This is a genomic window from Acidobacteriota bacterium, from assembly GCA_020845575.1.
Lineage (GTDB): Bacteria > Acidobacteriota > Vicinamibacteria > Vicinamibacterales > Vicinamibacteraceae > Luteitalea.
Genome location: JADLFL010000018.1, coordinates 51,856 through 68,262, shown reverse-complemented (window position 1 = coordinate 68,262; position 16,407 = coordinate 51,856). Strand labels below are relative to the sequence as shown.

Annotated in this window: 15 protein-coding genes, 1 tRNA gene and 1 pseudogene; 6 read left to right on the top strand and 11 right to left on the bottom strand. The window is 68.0% G+C overall.

Going from position 1 to position 16,407, the window contains the following annotated elements; all coding sequences use genetic code 11:
* Positions 1 to 7: 7 nt before the first annotated feature.
* The 4 genes and pseudogenes from IT182_05565 to IT182_05550 form a co-directional block, all read right to left on the bottom strand.
* Complete coding sequence (locus tag IT182_05565) at positions 8 to 190, bottom strand: hypothetical protein (GenBank protein MCC6162798.1); 183 nt, start codon at positions 188 to 190, stop codon at positions 8 to 10.
* A gap of 133 nt (positions 191 to 323) precedes the next feature.
* Positions 324 to 425: pseudogene (locus IT182_05560) on the bottom strand (DUF2442 domain-containing protein).
* A 271-nt stretch (positions 426 to 696) separates the two neighbouring features.
* Positions 697 to 900 (bottom strand): type II toxin-antitoxin system HicA family toxin, encoded by a 204-nt coding sequence (locus IT182_05555; GenBank protein ID MCC6162797.1) that lies wholly within the window; start codon positions 898 to 900, stop codon positions 697 to 699.
* A gap of 144 nt (positions 901 to 1,044) precedes the next feature.
* Positions 1,045 to 1,119, bottom strand: a tRNA-Val gene (locus IT182_05550).
* A gap of 222 nt (positions 1,120 to 1,341) precedes the next feature.
* Here IT182_05550 and IT182_05545 point away from each other — a divergent pair.
* Positions 1,342 to 2,709 (top strand): acetylxylan esterase, encoded by a 1,368-nt coding sequence (locus tag IT182_05545; GenBank protein MCC6162796.1) that lies wholly within the window; start codon positions 1,342 to 1,344, stop codon positions 2,707 to 2,709.
* Positions 2,710 to 2,716: 7 nt separating this feature from the next.
* Here IT182_05545 and upp read toward each other — a convergent pair whose 3' ends face one another.
* The gene (upp, locus tag IT182_05540) at positions 2,717 to 3,457 is read right to left on the bottom strand and encodes a uracil phosphoribosyltransferase (GenBank protein ID MCC6162795.1); all 741 of its coding nucleotides are present in this window, start codon (positions 3,455 to 3,457) and stop codon (positions 2,717 to 2,719) included.
* Between the two features lie 14 nt (positions 3,458 to 3,471).
* Between upp and ychF the strand changes: the two genes are divergently transcribed.
* Together ychF and IT182_05530 are read left to right on the top strand one after the other, a co-directional pair.
* Complete coding sequence (gene ychF / locus IT182_05535; protein MCC6162794.1) at positions 3,472 to 4,569, top strand: redox-regulated ATPase YchF; 1,098 nt, start codon at positions 3,472 to 3,474, stop codon at positions 4,567 to 4,569.
* A gap of 9 nt (positions 4,570 to 4,578) precedes the next feature.
* Entirely contained in the window at positions 4,579 to 6,009 is a 1,431-nt protein-coding gene (locus IT182_05530; protein ID MCC6162793.1) for an amidohydrolase, read from the top strand.
* 42 nt (positions 6,010 to 6,051) lie between these two features.
* Here the strand turns inward: IT182_05530 and hpt are convergent, their stop codons facing one another.
* Positions 6,052 to 6,603 (bottom strand): hypoxanthine phosphoribosyltransferase, encoded by a 552-nt coding sequence (gene hpt, locus IT182_05525; protein MCC6162792.1) that lies wholly within the window; start codon positions 6,601 to 6,603, stop codon positions 6,052 to 6,054.
* Between the two features lie 196 nt (positions 6,604 to 6,799).
* Here hpt and IT182_05520 point away from each other — a divergent pair, with 196 nt between their 5' ends.
* Positions 6,800 to 7,261 (top strand): RpiB/LacA/LacB family sugar-phosphate isomerase, encoded by a 462-nt coding sequence (locus IT182_05520; protein ID MCC6162791.1) that lies wholly within the window; start codon positions 6,800 to 6,802, stop codon positions 7,259 to 7,261.
* A gap of 35 nt (positions 7,262 to 7,296) precedes the next feature.
* The gene (gene deoC, locus IT182_05515) at positions 7,297 to 8,184 is read left to right on the top strand and encodes a deoxyribose-phosphate aldolase (GenBank protein MCC6162790.1); all 888 of its coding nucleotides are present in this window, start codon (positions 7,297 to 7,299) and stop codon (positions 8,182 to 8,184) included.
* Here the strand turns inward: deoC and IT182_05510 are convergent.
* Genes IT182_05510 through IT182_05490 form a run of 5 tightly spaced genes read right to left on the bottom strand, consistent with a single transcriptional unit; the run spans position 8,178 to position 15,029 of the window.
* On the bottom strand, positions 8,178 to 9,017 hold the full coding sequence (locus IT182_05510; GenBank protein MCC6162789.1) for a heme-dependent peroxidase: 840 nt from the start codon (positions 9,015 to 9,017) through the stop codon (positions 8,178 to 8,180). The genes deoC and IT182_05510 overlap by 7 nt on opposite strands.
* Before the next feature lie 29 nt (positions 9,018 to 9,046).
* Entirely contained in the window at positions 9,047 to 11,188 is a 2,142-nt protein-coding gene (locus IT182_05505; GenBank protein ID MCC6162788.1) for a fused MFS/spermidine synthase, read from the bottom strand.
* 7 nt (positions 11,189 to 11,195) lie between these two features.
* Positions 11,196 to 13,277, bottom strand: a complete 2,082-nt coding sequence (locus IT182_05500; GenBank protein ID MCC6162787.1) for a fused MFS/spermidine synthase — start codon at positions 13,275 to 13,277, stop codon at positions 11,196 to 11,198.
* A complete protein-coding gene (locus IT182_05495; protein MCC6162786.1) occupies positions 13,274 to 14,455 on the bottom strand; it encodes a mechanosensitive ion channel in 1,182 nt (393 codons plus the stop codon). Before IT182_05495 ends, IT182_05500 begins: the two co-directional genes overlap by 4 nt.
* A gap of 25 nt (positions 14,456 to 14,480) precedes the next feature.
* Positions 14,481 to 15,029 (bottom strand): inorganic diphosphatase, encoded by a 549-nt coding sequence (locus IT182_05490; GenBank protein ID MCC6162785.1) that lies wholly within the window; start codon positions 15,027 to 15,029, stop codon positions 14,481 to 14,483.
* Positions 15,030 to 15,190: 161 nt separating this feature from the next.
* Here IT182_05490 and IT182_05485 point away from each other — a divergent pair, with 161 nt between their 5' ends.
* Positions 15,191 to 16,399 carry an efflux RND transporter periplasmic adaptor subunit gene (locus IT182_05485; protein MCC6162784.1) on the top strand — a complete coding sequence of 403 codons (1,209 nt, stop codon included), beginning with the start codon at positions 15,191 to 15,193 and terminating at the stop codon, positions 16,397 to 16,399.
* Positions 16,400 to 16,407: the final 8 nt, after the last annotated feature.

The following is a 16,407-nucleotide window of genomic DNA, read 5'->3' as shown; positions in this document are numbered from 1 at the left end:
CCGGCGTTCACTCGCCTTTCAGCGCTTCAGCGAGTGGAACTGAGACCTTCGTCGGCGTCGCCGGTGTCGCCTGAGTTCCACGCTGACGAAGGCCGAGTTGCTCGACGATGCTCGGCGGGAGCACGTCCGCGGCAGGCCGCATGCGGTTCATGAGAACGGGTGTCAGCGGCGGGTTGTCGTCGTCGGTCATGGCTGTTGCGTTCCCGATCGGGTCGTCCTCACCCTGATCCGTTTCGCGGGCTTCGCGAGGTCTGCGTTGAAGAGGAGCGCGTGACGCGCTTCCCACATCACCGCGGCAAGCGTGGCGTCACGCATTCCACATCCTACGCAGTCGCCGTCTTGCGCGGTCGTCCACCCTTGCGGCCGTTCGCGCGAGCGGCGGCGGCCTTCTTTTTCGACGTGCTTCGGCCACCTTCGGCGCCGATGAGCGCGGCACGGCGCGGGGCCATCAACGCGGCCACCGCGTCGATCATGTCCTGTCGTTCGCGGATCTCGTCGAAGTCCGACACGTGGATCGGCAAAAGGCGCACGTCCGGGATCGGCTTGCCTGCGGCGGCGGCCCAGACCTTGTCCAACACGGCCTCCGGCGCACCAGCCGTGCCGAGCACCTGATAGAGTTCGCCACACAACGACTGCAACTGCTGCACGCGATCCATCACTATTTCTCCTGTCTATCTGTGTGTGAGGAGGATGCCATCAGCGGCGCGTCTTCCAGTCCCATCCGGCCTGCTCGAAGATCCAGCGCAACAAATCGCCGGAGTAGTCGTTGCCCGGCTTGCCGTTCACGGTGACCTTCCTGTCGGAGAACGCCGGGTTGACGAACTGGCGGTGGCTACCGCGCTGCGTCTCGAGGATCCAGCCGTCCGCCTGCAGTCGCTTGATGATGTCGCGCACCTTCATGGCGTAGACACCACTATAACCCAAGATGCTTAGGTTTATCGGCGGCGGCCGTGCTGCTCCTCAGGCAGGACTCGAACCCACGACTCCTGGCTCAGAGCCCGGCGCGACTCAGTCTGGACACCGTCGAATTCATTAGGAAAATGATGGTGCGCAGTACTGGATTCGAACCAGTGACCCCCGCCGTGTGAAGGCGGTGCTCTACCGCTGAGCCAACTGCGCACGCCGAGAGGAGTGCTCGCTTCCGATCATCATCTGATGACCAGCCCGAACCACGAACTATAGCGTATCGGCCGTTCGTCGACAAGCCGAGGACGGGGGAGGGCGGGCCGCGCTTGCCCGGCCCGCCCGTTGGCCGGTTGCCGGGTTGCCGGGTGCCGGGTTGGCCGGTTGCCGGGTTGCCGGTTGCCGGTGGTCGCCGGTCCTGCACTAGGATCTGCGCTCATGCGGACATTGGTGCAGGTTGCGGGAGTGGTTCTGGGGGGCGTGTTCCTGGCTTCAGGGGTGCGCGCGCAGGACGTCGTCACGGGCGCGCTCGACATCGTCGTCACGCCGACCAATCCGACGTGGACGTATGCCGTCGGGGCGCCGGCGGCGTTCAGCGTCGACGTGCGGCGCGATGGACGGTCGCTGCCGGGTGTGACGGTGACCGTGCGGTGCGGTCCCGAGATGCTGCCACCGACGGTGACGCGCGAGGTCACGAGCGGCGCGGCGCTGGTCGTCGTGGAGGCCGGCACGATGACATCCCCGGGATTCCTGCGGTGCATCGGAACGGCAGACCACGAAGGGCGCAGCTATCGCGGGGTCGGTACGGCGGGATTCGATCCGTCGCGCATCGGACCGACAGTGTCGGATCCGGTGGACTTCGACACGTTCTGGCGCGCCGGCAAGGAGAGGCTCGCACGCATCCCCGTCGATCTGACGCGTGAGCCGTTGCCTACGTATGGCGGGGCCGGCATCAGCGTGTCTCAGGTCAGCTTCCAGACCGTTGGCCTCGATCCGGACGCGACCACGACGAGTCGCATGTACGGCATCCTGTGCGAGCCGACGACGCCGGGACCGCACCCGGCGCTGCTGTCGGTGCCCGGCGCGGGTGTCAGACCGTATCGCGGCCTCATCGAGCCCTGCCGGCGCGGCATCATCACGCTGCAGATCGGCATCCACGGCCTGCCCGTCACGCTCGATCCGGTCGTCTACACGGGTTTGGGTGCCGGCAGCCTCTCGCGCTACTTCATGAACAACGTCGAGGATCGCGACAGGTTCTTCTTCAGACGCGTGTATCTGTCGACCGTGCGCGCCAACGACGTGCTCACGAGTCTGCCAGGCTACGACGGTTCCAACCTCGGTGTCGTTGGCGGGAGCCAGGGCGGCGCGTTGGCGATCGTGACGGCGGCGCTCGATCCGCGCGTCAAGGCGCTTTCGTCGACGTATCCGGCGCTCTCGGATCTCACCGGATACGCGCGCGGTCGCGCCGGCGGTTGGCCGCACTTCTTCCATCCCACGCGACCCGGTCCGAAGGCGACGCCCGAGGCGCTGGCGACGCTGCCGTACTACGACGTCGTCAACTTCGCGCGTCGCGTGAAGGCGCCGGGCATCTACACCTGGGGCTACAACGACGAGACGTGTCCACCGACGTCGATCTTCTCGGCGTTCAACGTCATCACGGCCCCGAAGGTGTGGATGCTCGCGTTGACGACGGGCCACAACACGACGTTGGAGCAGACGCGTCGTCTCGAACACTGGATGGAGACCGCGCTGACGACAGGGCGAGCGCCGTCAGGGATTCCCCAGCCACCGACCGAAGCACGGTAGGGGCCGGTCACGTCGTGCCGAACAGGCGATCGCCGAAATCGCCGAGACCCGGAACGATGAACTTGCGCGCGTTGAGGTGGCTGTCGATTGCGGGTGTGAAGATACGCACGTGCGGGTGGTGCGCTTCCACCTCGCGTATCCCTTCCGGTGCGGCGACGATGCACAGCAGCCGGATGTCGCGCGCGCCACGAGCAATCAGGAGATCGAGCGATGCGACGGCGCTGCCGCCCGTCGCCAGCATCGGGTCGACGAGCACGACGAGGCTCTGTTCGAGCCTCGCAGGGAATTTGGCGTAGTACTGCGACGCCACGGCCGTCGCCTCGTCGCGCTGCAGGCCGATGTGCCCGACGCGCGCGTGCGGCACCACGCTCAGCACCGCGTCGAGCATGCCGAGCCCCGCGCGCAGCACGGGTACCACGACCACGTCCGCCGCAACACGTACACCGTCGGCCGGCCCGAGCGGCGTCTCGACGAGGACAGGCTCGGTAGGGATGTCGCGCATGGCCTCGGTGGCGATCAGCACGCTGAGGCGTTGCGCATACTGCCGGAAGAGCGGCGAGGGCGTCCGCGCGTCGCGCAGGTGCGTGAGCAGTTCCTGGGCCACGGGGTGGTCGATGCGATGGACCGGCACGCGCGCACTGTACTGAAGCGCGGCGGCGGTCGGCAATCGCTTCCTGACAGGTCTGGCGCGGCCTGCGTTAGGATTGGAGGTTCGCGCGAGGGCAGATGGGCTGTCCGTCGCGGCCATCACGTCACCCGCACATGCTTCGACTCGGTATCGTCGGCCTGCCTAATGTGGGCAAGTCCACGCTCTTCAACGCCCTCACCTCGGCCGGCGCGCTCGTCGCCAACTACCCGTTCGCCACCATCGAACCGAACACGGGCATCGTGATGGTGCCGGACCCGCGCCTGACCGGCCTCGAAAAGCTCGTATCGCCGGAACGGGTGGTGCCGGCGTCCGTGGAGTTCGTGGACATCGCCGGCCTCGTGAAGGGCGCGAGTCAGGGGGAGGGATTGGGCAACCAGTTCCTGCACAACATCCGCGAGGTCGACGCGATTGTCCACGTGGTGCGCTGCTTCGAGGACGAGAACATCCAGCACGTGATGGGCGCACCCGATCCGGTGCGCGATCGCGAAATCATCAACATCGAGCTCGGGCTGTCGGATCTCGCCACGGTGGAGAAGCGCCTGGAGAAGTCGGTGAAGATGGCGCGATCGGGCGACGCCGCGGCCAAGGCCGAAGTCGCGATGGTCGAGGCCGTCAAGACGCTGCTCGAAGCCGGCAAGCCGGCGCGGTTGTACGAGCCGTCGGACGAACTCGTGCCTGCCTTCAAGGCGCTCAATCTGCTGACGTCCAAGCCCGTGCTGTACGCGGCGAACGTGCGCGAAGACGAGGCCGCGACGGGCAACGCCTTGGTCGAGCAACTCCGCGCACGCATCACCGAGGAGCACGAGAACGCCGGCGTCGTCGTGTTCTCCGCGAAGGTGGAGGCCGAACTGGCCGAACTCGACGCGGCGGATCGCCTGGAGTTCCTCTCGTCGCTCGGGCTGGAGGAATCAGGACTCGATCGGCTCGCGCGCGCGGCCTACATCCTGCTCGGCCTTCGCAGCTACTTCACGGCGGGCGAGAAGGAAGTGCGCGCCTGGACGATCCACGCGGGCGACAAGGCACCGGCCGCCGCCGGCGTGATCCACACGGACTTCGAGAAGGGGTTCATCCGCGCCGAGACCGTGGCGTACGACGACTTCGTGCGAGTGGGTGGTTGGAAGCCGGCTCGCGAGCAGGGGCTGGTGCGATCGGAAGGGAAGGAGTACGTCGTGCAGGACGGCGACGTCCTTCTGTTCCGCTTCAACGTGTAGGGACGCATGATGCGCATCGAGCGGAACGCGTTGACGCGTGTGTGCCTGCGGGTGGTCGCGACGCTCGCCATGGCAGCGGGTAGTGCGTGCCGGCCGGCCGCCGATGCGCAGGACGGACGACAGTTGGCGTCGCTGGTCATCACCGGCGGCACCATCGTCACGATGGACGATGCGCGGCATGTCCTCTCGCCCGGGGCGATCGCCGTTGCGGGTACCGACATCGTCGGCGTGGGGACACCGGAGGAGATTGCCGCGGCATTCTCACCTGCCGAGACGGTCGACGCGACAGGGCAGGTCGTGCTTCCGGGGCTCATCAATACACACACGCACGCCGCGATGGTGCTGTATCGCGGGCTCGGCAACGACCTGAACCTGCAGGACTGGCTGTCCAAGTACATCTTCCCGGCGGAAGGGAAGACGGTGTCGCCCGAGTTCGTACGCGCGGGCACGCGCCTCGCGGCGCTCGAAATGATCCTCGGCGGCACGACCACCTTCGTCGACATGTACTACTTCGAGGAGGAGGTCGCCGAAGCGGCGAAGGAAGCCGGTCTGCGCGGTGTGCTCGGCCAGACGATCATCCAGTTCCCGGTCGGAGACGCGAGAACGCCCGAGGAGGCACTCGCACGCGCGCAGACGTTCATCGCCAGGTACAAGGGCGACGCGCTCGTGACGCCGGCCGTCGCACCGCATTCGATGTACACGCTCAGCGCCGACACGCTGCGTGCCACCGATCGTCTGGCACGCGAGCGGAGAGTGCCGTTGCTGATCCATCTGGAAGAGACGCGCACCGAACGCGAAGACGCAATCAGAACGCTCGGGCTGTCGCCGACCGGATATCTCGCGAAGCTGGCGCTGCTCGGACCTCACGTGATCGGTGCGCACGGTGTGTGGCTCGGCCCGAACGACATCCGGCTTGTGGCCGAGTCGGGGACGGCCATCTCGCACAATCCCGAAAGCAACATGAAGCTGGCGAGCGGGACCGCGCCGCTCGGCGACTACGCCGCGGCGGGCGTCACCGTCGGTCTCGGGACCGATGGTGCCGCGAGCAACAACGACCTCGACATGTTCGAGGCGATGCGACAGGCGGCGTTTCTGCAGAAAGTGGTGCGCGCGGATCCGACAGTCGCGCCAGCGTCATTCGTGCTCGACATGGCCACGCGCGGTGGCGCGAGGGCCATCGGCATGGCCGATCGCCTGGGACAGATCACGCCAGGGCGCCGCGCCGACGTCATCGTCGTGGACACCACGCAGCCGCACCTGCAGCCGATGTTCGATCCAATCGCGCAGGTGGTCTACGCTGCCAAGGCCAGCGACGTGCGCACGACGGTGGTCAACGGCCGCATCCTCATGCACGACCGCATCGTGAGGACGCTCGACGCGAAGGCCGTCCTCGCCGACGCCCAACGCATGGCCGACCGCGTGCGCGCGGCGTTGCGCTGACCAGCGGACTGACGCCCGTTCGCTCCATCTCTCATCGGCCGCTCAGGTCCTGGCGTCGAGGACGCCGATGTAGGGCAGGTTGCGGTACTTCTCGGCGTAGTCGAGGCCGTAGCCGACCACGAAGCGGTCCTCGATCGTGAATCCCGTGTAGTCGACCATCACGTCGACCTCGCGCCGCGACGGCTTGCTGAGCAGGCACGCTGTCTTCACGGACACCGGGCCGCGCGCGCGCAGGATGTCCTGCAGGTACGTGAGCGTGAGGCCCGTGTCGACGATGTCCTCGACGATCACCACGTGCCGCCCTTCGATGCCGGTGTCGAGGTCCTTGATCAGGCGTACTTCACCCGACGACCGCGTCGCCTTGTGGTAGCTCGACGCCACGATGAAGTCCAGCGTGGCCGGACGATCGAGCTGGCGGACCAGGTCCGAGAAGAAGACAAAGGCGCCTTTCAGCACGCAAATCAGGTGGAGGTCGCGGGTGCTGGCATAATCAGCGCGGATCTGCGCGGCGATCTCGGCGACCCTGATGGCGATCGCCTCCTGCGTGAGCAGCGGGGCAGGGTGGTCGGGCAGGGACTCGGGATCGAGAGTCATCGGCCGGCGCAGGCTAGCACACATGGCACGTTTCGCGATGATCACGGAGGCCGACGCCCGCATGCTGCCCGAGGGCAGCACGGTGGAGCTGTTGCCGGGCGGCCACGTCACGCCGCTGGCCGCCGACACCCTACGCGACAGGCGGATCACGGTCCTGCGCGCCGACCAGGTCGTCGACGGTGACGGCGCGGATCTCATGCCCGTGGCCGACGTCAGGCGTGTCGTCGTTGGCAGCGACCACACGGGCGTGGCGCTGAAGCAGTTCCTGGTGTCTGCGCTGCGCGGGCGAGGACTTGCCGTACAGGCTGTCGGACCAGAGGGCGCATCGCCAGCGCCCGTCGACTACCCGGACATCGCCGAGCAGGTCGGCCTCGTGGTGGTGCGTGGCGAGGCCGATGCGGGCATCGTGATCGACGGCGCCGGGCTCGGATCGACGATGGCGGCCAACAAGGTGCGGGGCGTGCGTGCGGCGTTGTGTTTCAACGAGACGCTGGCCCGCTACGCGCGGCAGCACAATGGCGCCAACGTCCTCGCGCTCGGGGCCACGCTCGTCTCCACGAGCGATGCGCTGGCGATCGCCGTGACGTTCTTCACGACGTCCATGACCGAACCGCGCTACATCCGGAGAGTGCTGAAACTGAAACGGCTGGACGGGTAGGCCCGCTCGCCGAGCGTGGTCGTACCGGATACGGAATGAGCTACTCGACGCTGGACATCGAACGGCTGGTGCAGATTGTCACCGAGGAAGTGCTGCGCGCGACGGGCGGTGCGCCGGGGGGCAGGTGTACGTGCCACAGCGTGCACGTCGACTGCTGCCCGGATCGACTGCGCGGCGTGCTCGATGCGGGCGCGAGCCGCCTCGGGCTGCAGGCGTCAGGTGCGCCGGCGGGGACCGTTGCCGGACTGATCGACCACACGCTGCTGAAGGCCGACGCGACGCAGGCCGAGATCGAGACGCTGTGCGCCGAAGCGCGCGCACACGGCTTCGCGACGGTGTGCCTCAATCCCACGTGGATCACGCTCGCGGCGCGCCTGCTGCACGGGAGTCCCGTGGGCGTGTGTACGGTGGTGGGATTCCCGCTCGGCGCCACGACGCCGGACGTGAAGCAGTACGAGACGCGTCGCGCGATCTTCGACGGCGTGACTGAGGTCGACACGGTGATCAACATCGGCGCGCTCAAGTCCGGCGACGTGCGTACGGTGCAACTGGACATCGATGCCGTGGTCGACGCGTGCCGCGCGGCAGGTGTGGTGAGCAAGGTGATCATCGAGACGGCGCTGCTCACCGACGAGGAAAAGGTCACCGCCTGTACGCTCGCCAAGGCCGCGGGCGCGACGTTCGTGAAGACGTCCACGGGCTTCGCGCGTGCGGGCGCGACGCCTGCCGACGTCGCCTTGATGCGGCGCGTGGTGGGCGCGGAGATGGGCGTGAAGGCCGCTGGCGGCGTGCGCGACCTGAGCGGTGCGCAGGAGATGGTCAAGGCCGGCGCCACGCGCATTGGCGCGAGCGCCGGCGTCAAGATCGTGCAGGAATCGAAGGGCGCGACCGTTGCGCCGGTAAGCGGCGCGTCGGGTTACTGACCCGCGCCTGCAGGCAGGAGCGCGGGCGTCCGGCCCTCCAGCCATGTCGCGACCTGCGACGCGGAGAATTGCACCCCCGTGTAGAACGGGCCGAATTCGCCGTAGTCGGCGCTCGCCTCGTCGAAGCGCATCTCGTAAATCAGCTTCTTGAACACGATCGGGTCGTCGGCAAACAGGTCCACGCCCCATTCCCAGTCGTCGAACCCGATCGATCCGGAGATGATCTGCGTCACGGCGCCGGCGTACAGCCTGCCGATGTGTCCGTGTTCACGCATCATCGCCGCGCGCTTCTCGAACGGCGCGCCGTACCAGTTCTTGATCTCGCCGCGCCGCTTGTCCATCGGGTAGAAGCAGACGTAGCGGCGTGCCGGGAACGGCGCGAACAGGCGCCCGCTCACGCGTCCGTGCTGGGCGTCCATCGCCTCCTTCATCGCCGCACGATACTCGTCGGAGCCGTGCGTCAGACCGCGCGCCTTCAGCTGCTCGTCGATCTTGGCCGTCATCTCGTACATGCCGAGCTCGACGACCGACACGTACGACGTCGCGGATTCGAGCACTTCGGCCATCGGCAGGCGTGCCACGTCGAGTTGCGCCTGCACGAGCGCGTCGAACGAGCGCCGCGCGTGGACGAGCATCAGGTCGGCCTTGTGTCCGAGCATCGCCACGGCGATCGAGCTCCCATCGTCGGGCGTGACGCCCGTGAGGAAGTCCTGGAGACCGCTCGCCAGCGTGGCGCAGTCGTGAGGCGTCGCGTCCTGCAGTGACGACCAGTTGACGCGGAACATCTGGTGCAGCAGGCACCAGCCTTCGAGCGATTCAGGCGCAGTCAGCATCGGGGATAGGGTAGCGCGAGTGATGCCGCTCACCGCTTCCTGGCCTGCCACGGGGCGCTCCATGTGTCGGTCCAGGGGTGTGCGTTGGACGAGGCGACGGCCCCAAAGGGCGTGACACTGGCGGGATCGCGTGCGAGGAGGACCCAGTCCGACGCGCGACTGGTGAGTGTCGTGGCTGCGTCCTCGATGTGGACGGCGGTCAGCCCGTGCGCGTGCGCGGTGGCGACGGCGACGTCGACGAGGTCGAGGTAGCGGTTGGATACGTGGATCGCGATGAGCCCTCGTGCGTCGCGCAGATGCCGTTCGTACTGCCCGAGTGCTTCGACGGTGATGAGGTGCACGGGCACCGCGTCGCTGCTGAACGCGTCGACGACGAGGAGATCGGCGTGAAGGGGCGGCTGCTGTTCGAGCACGAGCCGTCCGTCGCCAACGACGATGTCGGTCGTGGCCGGCCCCTGGCGCAGGAACGTGAACGCCGGACTCGGGCCCGCCGACAACGCCGCGACCTGCGGATCGATCTCGATGAACGTGAGGCGATCGCCCTCGCGGCCGTATGCGGCCAGCGTGCCGATCCCGAGACCGACGACCACCACGCGCAGTGGCTCGCGGCGCGCGCGAAGCGCCGCCATCGCGCGGCCGATCCCGCTCGTGGGCCTGAAGTAGGCCGTCGGTTCGAGCCGGCGATTGTCGTCCAGTATCTGCATGCCGTGCAGCGTCGTGCCGTGGATCAGGTGTCGTATGTGCGCGCCGTCGGCGGTACGGAGATCGCGCACGCGAACGGTGCCGAAGAAGCTGCGCGACGCGTGCGTCGTCTGCATGGCGACCAGTCGGGATTCGATATCGGTCGCTGCAGTGAGCACCAGTGCCGCGAGCATCAACCCTTGCGCAAGCAGGCGCTGTTTCTGCGGGTGTGATGACGTGTGCCTGTCGCTCCACACGACGAGGGCGAGCGTGACGAGCGCCGCCACGAGGGTCACGGGATACTCGATGACGCGCGCGAACGTGAGCGGTGCGCCGAACGCCACGAGCGCGCTGCCGCCCGCGCCGCCCGCCGCGACTGCGAGGTAGTACCGCGTGAGCCTGTCGGCTGGTGGTGCCCGGCGTGCGAGTTCACCGTGCAGCGCCAACCCTGCGACTGCCATGGTGGCCAGCGCGAGGACCAGCGCCACGCCTGCCGGTCCTCGCCAGATCGACAGGAGACCGCCGATGGCCAGCGCGATGGCCAGCGGCGCGCGCGGGCACACCGCGGGGCGCTCGAACGCCACGATGAACGTGAGGAGATACACCGCCAGCGGCAACATCCAGAGGAAGGGCACCGCCGCGATGTCCTGCGTGAGCAGGGTCGTGGTCGCCTGCAGCAGCGCCGCCGGCACGGCCGCCAGCACCGCCGCGAGCGCCATCGCCGCGGCACCGCCACGAGCGTCCGCCGCGCTGCCGGTGCCCGACTGTTCTCCGGTGCGCACTGTCCCGTCCCCGGTGTCCGGCCGTGTTCCGGTGCCCGCTGCCCGGTGCCCGGTGCCCGGATCCGTCCCCGCCATCCACGCGCACGCCAGCATGGCGGCGGCGAATGCGACGTACCCGAGCGACCACCAGCGACCCTGGCGGAGCAGATCGAGATTCGGTTCGACGACGAGGGGATAGGAGAGCAGGCCGACGAGGGATCCGGCATTCGAGGCGGCGTACCAGCGATAGGGCGAGCCGGTACGGCCGACTGTCGATGTGTCTGCGCGCCGCGTGAAGACGCCCGCCGCATGCCATCGCTGGAGCAGGGGACTCGTACTTGCGAGCGTCAGGAACGGCACGCCGATCGTCGCGACGAGCAGCACCGCGATCGATGCGATGGGTGATTGGTCAGCGACAGGTTTCCAGTTGGCGCCGGGCATCACCGGCGATGGCCACATTATCGTGTGCCACGCCACGACGCCCAGACCTGCGATGACGAGCGCTGCCTGCAGGCCGGCCTGCCAGCGCTTCGATGGCAGGCGCGCCAGGCCGTGCGCCCAGGCGTAGCCCGCCAGCAGCAAGACCTGGAACACGACAAGACTGGTGGACCACACGGCGGGAGAGCCGCCGAACCACGGGAGGATCTGTCGCGCGAGCAGGAACTGGATCTGGAACAGCAGGCAGGCGCCGAGCGTGATGGCGCAGGCGAGCGGCGCGGCACGGCTCATGCGATCGTCACCAGCGCAGGGCCTGGAACAGGTTGCTCGACGCGTCGGTCCACGGGGTCACCGGTGCGTCGTTCCACGCATCGCCGAAATGGGCGAGCACCGACGGATCGCGGGCGAGCAGCATCCACGTGCTGCGATCCGCATCGTCGGTCTCGATGTCGTCGTCCACCTGGACGGTGGTGAATCCCGCTGTGGCGCCGCCGGCCTGCACGATCGCTTCGAGTTCGAGGAAGCGGTTGGAGACGTGGACGGCCAGCACGCCCTGCGGCGATCGCAGGTGGCGCGCGTACAGCGCGAAGGCTTCGCGCGTGAGCAGGTGGACGGGCACCGAATCGCTGCTGAAGGCGTCGACGGCGAGCAGATCGAATCCGTACGGGCTGGCGCGCTCGAGACTCAACCGCGCGTCGCCACCCGTGATGTCCACGCGTGCCTCCGAGTCGCGGAGGTACGTGAACAGCGGCGCCGGTGCCGTTGACAGCGCGACGACCTGCGGATCGATCTCGAAGAACGTGTACGCATCCCCCTTGCGGCCGTACGCCGCGAGCGTGCCCGCGCCGAGGCCTATCACCCCGACGCGCACCGGCTGCTCCTGCAACGAGAGCGCGCTCAAGGCCTGCCCCACACCGCTCGTCGGCGTGTAGTAGGTGGTGGGCCTGCGTGCCTTCTCCGCGCCGAGATGCTGCAGGCCGTGCAGGGTCGTGCCGTGCAGCAACCGGTGATAGCGCGCGCCATCGTCGAACTGCTGTTCCCGCACGCGCAGCGCGCCGAAGAAGCTCCGCGACGCGAAGATCGCATCGGAGGTGAGGCTGTTCCAGCCAAGGAGCGTCTTGCCGCCCACGGTTCCTCCCAGCACGGCCAACATCACGCCAACGGTTCTGGCGAGACGCGCGGCACCGATGGTCGCGGCGTGCTCCCCGCGCAGGACGTAGACGGCACCGAGGACGAGCGCGGCCAGCATCAGCGTGAGCGGGTATTCGAGCAGACCGTTGAAGAAGGCGGGCGCGCCGAACGCCACGAGCGCACTCCCCATCGCGCCGCCGGCAGACACGACGAGGAAATATCGCGTGAGCCACGCCGGTGCCGGCGCACGCGCGGCCAGTTCGCCATGGAAGCACCAGCCCACCAACGCGAGTTCGCCGAGCACGGCAGACAGCGTGTACTTCACTGACCACTCGGGGATCGCCGCCGCCATGCCCAGCGCCAGCAGCACCGTCAGGATGCCGCGGTGGAACGCACGCGGGTACTCGAAAGCCACGATGAATGTGACGAGATAGACGGCCAGCGGCACCATCCAGAGGAACGGTACGGCGGCGATGTCCTGTGTGATTCGCGTCGTGGTGGCCTGCAGCAGTGCGGCAGGCACGGCCGCCAGCACGAGCCACAGGACGTGATCACCGAGCCTGGGACGTCGGACTGTCGTGGGAGCGTCGAGGCCCACGGTGGGCGCGATTGCAGCGCCATGCTGCGTCGCGACAGGGATGGTCCGCATGCCCCTGACGCACGCCATGACTGCCACGGCGTAGAGCCCGTACGCGAGCGCCCACCATCGACCCTGCTGAAAGACGTCGAGGTGCGGCTCGACGAGGAACGGATACGACACGAGGCCGACGAGCGATCCGAGGTTCGAGAGCGCGTAGAGCCGGTACGGCGATCGATCCGGCCAGCGGTCGGCGTGCCAGCGCTGCAGCAGGGGGCTCGTGCTGGCGAGTACCAGGAAGGGCAGGCCGATGGCACCCGTCAGCAGTACGAGAATCTGCGCGATTGGCGACCTGTCAGGATCCGGTTTCCAGTCATCACCCGGCGTGACGGGAGACGGCCACGTCGCCGCGCGCCAGATCAGTACGCCGAGTATCACGGCGACGACCGCGACGTGTCGCGTCAACTGCGCGCGTCGCGGCAGGGCCGCGATGGCGTGCGCGTAGGCGTACCCCGCCAGCAGCAGAACCTGGAAGACGACCAGACTCGTGGACCAGACAGACGGCGACCCGCCGAACCACGGCAGGATCAGCTTGGCCAGCAGGAACTGGACCTGGAAGAGCAGGCAGGCGCCGAGCGCGATGGCGAGGCCGAACACTGCGCTGCCGGTCATGCGTCCGGTTCGGATGGCGTGGACGTGTCGAGCGCGGGCGCCTCGCTCGCGTGCGCCAGTGAACCCGGCCCGACGGATGGCAGCACGCGGCGCGCGGGAGCCGGCAGTTCCACGCCTGCGCGCAGCAATGCCATCCGCGCGCGGCGCAGGAACTCTCGCCCGACGGCCCACTGCTTGGCCGGGATGGTCTTGAGACGCACCTTGATCTCCACCACGGACTCACCGAGCGTGTTCACGCCCATCACATCCAGCGGCGCGAGCATGAACGGGGCGAACGCCGGATCGTCCTGCATCCCATTGGCGACCTCCTGCAGCACGGCGATGACATCGTCGGTGTCCTGGCGATAGCTGACGCCGACGCTCGTCACGTAGAACGAGAAGTCCTTGGTCAGGTTCGAGAGCCGCTGGATGCTGCCGTTGGGAATCACGTGCACGGTGCCCGTCTCGTCGCGCAGGATGATCGTGCGCAGCGTAATCCGTTCGACGAGCCCACCGGTGCCATCGATGTTGGCGACGTCGCCCACGCGCACCTGGTCCTCGAGAATCAGGAAAAACCCGCTGATGATGTCCTTTACCAGCGACTGCGCGCCAAACCCCACGGCCAGGCCGACTATGCCGGCGCCCGTGAGGATGGGCGTGATGTCCACGTGCAGTTCGCGAAGGATCATGAGCAGCGCGATCGAGGACACCAGCGTGTACGCGGTGGTCTGCACCAGCGTGCCGAGCGTCCGGGCGCGCTTGGTGCGCTCGATCGCGTCAACCGTCGTTCCGGTGCCGACGTCGCTTTCGAGTCGCGCGACGCCCAGCGCGACGACGTGCGTCACCAGCCAGGAGAGCAGCACGACCAGGCCGATGCGGAGGCCCGAACCGGTCATCCACATGGCGAGGCTCTCGGGCGTGAGGCCCACGCCGGGACGGAGGCCCACGAGCGCCATCGAGGGGAACATCAGGACCGCCGCCACGAGCAGCGTGACGATGAGCCGTACCACGCGCAGGCCGGCACGCGTGGCCCGGCGGCGCGCCAGTTCGCCCGATACGCGCGCATCGATGCGACCGATGAGCGCGCCCACGAGGCGCGAGAACGCCTCGGCGACCATGTAGGCCACCGTCAGGACGATGACGGCGACGAGGATGGCTCGCGCCCAGTCTGGATAGCCGTCGAAAAGTCCCTGGATCATCGGCGTCGATGACTCGATGCGAGTGCTACTTGCCGTAGAGCTCGCCGCGCCGCAGCCGGCGATACATGTCGAGCGAGTCCTTGAGGATGTTGAGGGCTTCCTCGGGGCCCAGGAAGTCGGTCACCTCGACCAGCTTGTTCTCGAGCTGCTTGTAGTCCTCGAAGAACCGCTTGATCTCGCGCAGGGTGTGCCCCGGCAACTGCGTGTGATCGGAGTACTCGTTGAAGGCCGGATCGAGCGTACTGACGGCGATGATCTTGTCGTCGAGCCCCTTCTCGTCGCGCATGCGCATCACACCGATGGCCCGCGCCTGCACGACGGTGAGCGGGTGCACGGGCTCCTGTCCCAGCACCAGCGCGTCGAGCGGGTCGCCATCGTCGCAGAACGACCGCGGGATGAATCCGTAATTGGCCGGGTAGTAGACCGCGCTGTAGAGCACGCGATCCAGCCGCATCAATCCGGACTCCTTGTCGAGCTCGTACTTGTTCTTGCTCCCCATCGGCACCTCGATGACGACAGGGAAGGTCTTGGCGATGAGATGGTCGTCGACGTAGATGTCGTGCCAGGGATGCATACAGGGGGTGATTCTACGGCAATGCCGAATGCCGAATGCCGAATGCGCCGTACGCCCTGCCCCGTGAGTCCCCTCTAAGCGGACTGCAGCCGTCCGTCGTACTCTTGTGTGGATCAATGTCTTTCGCCGCTCCTGCCATGCTCGTGTCGGTTCCGTGTTTCGTGCGATTCCCGCTTGTGCTGTGCCCGATGCTGGTCACGGTCCTGTTGCTGACGGCCGGGTGCGGCGGGGCCGCGCCGGCCGCCACCGGCGCGGCTGGCGACGGCACGTCCGGTGAGCCGACGGCCGTGCGCGTGCAGCCCGCGCGTGAAACCACGCTCGTGCGCACCGTCACCGTCACGGGGACGCTGGCCGCCGAGGATCAGGTCGCCATGGGCTTCAAGGTGGCCGGCCGTATCGAGGGCATCGCGGTGGATCTCGGTTCGCGCGTCGGGCCAGGCCAGACCATCGCGCGCCTCGCGCCTGTCGACTTCGAACTGCGTGTCCAGCAGGCCGAGGCGGCCCTGCAGCAGGCGCGCGCGCGCCTCGGACTCGAGCCGGCCGGCACGACCGATCGCGTCGATCCCGAACGAACGGCTGTCGTGCGTCAGGCCCGCGCCGTGCTGGACGAAGCGAAGTTGAGCCACAGCCGCGTGAAGACGTTCGTGGAACGCGGCATCGCGTCTCGCGCCGAGCTGGATTCGGCCGAAGCCGCCCTGCAGGTCGCCGACGGCCGTTACGAGGACGCCCTCGAGGAGGTCCGTAACCGGCAGGCGTTGCTGACGCAACGCAAGACGGAACTGGACCTCGCGCGACAGGAGCTGGTGGACACCGTGCTCATTGCCCCGTTTGCGGGCATCATCCGCGAACGGTCCGTCTCTCCCGGCCAGTACGTGAACGCCGGCGCCCCGGTCGCCACCCTCGTTCGCATGCACCCGCTTCGTCTGCAGGCCGACGTGCCCGAGCGCGAGGCGAGCAGCGTCAAGGTGGGGCAGACGGTGAGGGTCCGGGTGGAGGGCGATGCCGTTGCGTACGACGGGCGGGTCGTGCGGGTGAGCCCGGCGATCGACGAGCAGAGCCGCTCGCTCCGCATCGAAGCACAGGTCGGCAACGAGGCCGCCACCATCCGCCCCGGCTCGTTCGCCACCGCCGACATCCTCGTCGCGGCAGCCACGCCCGCCATCGTCGTACCCGCCACCGCCATCGTCAGCTTCGCCGGCGTCGAGAAGGTGCTGACGGTTGCAGACGCGAAGGTCGTGGAGCGCCGCGTCGAGCTCGGACGGCGTCAGGCGGAGTCGGTGGAGATCCTCAAGGGACTGACGGCGGGCGACCGCGTCATCGTCGAACCCGGCAACCTCGTGGGCGGGGAAGCCGTGCGCGTCACGCCGTAGGGAACAGG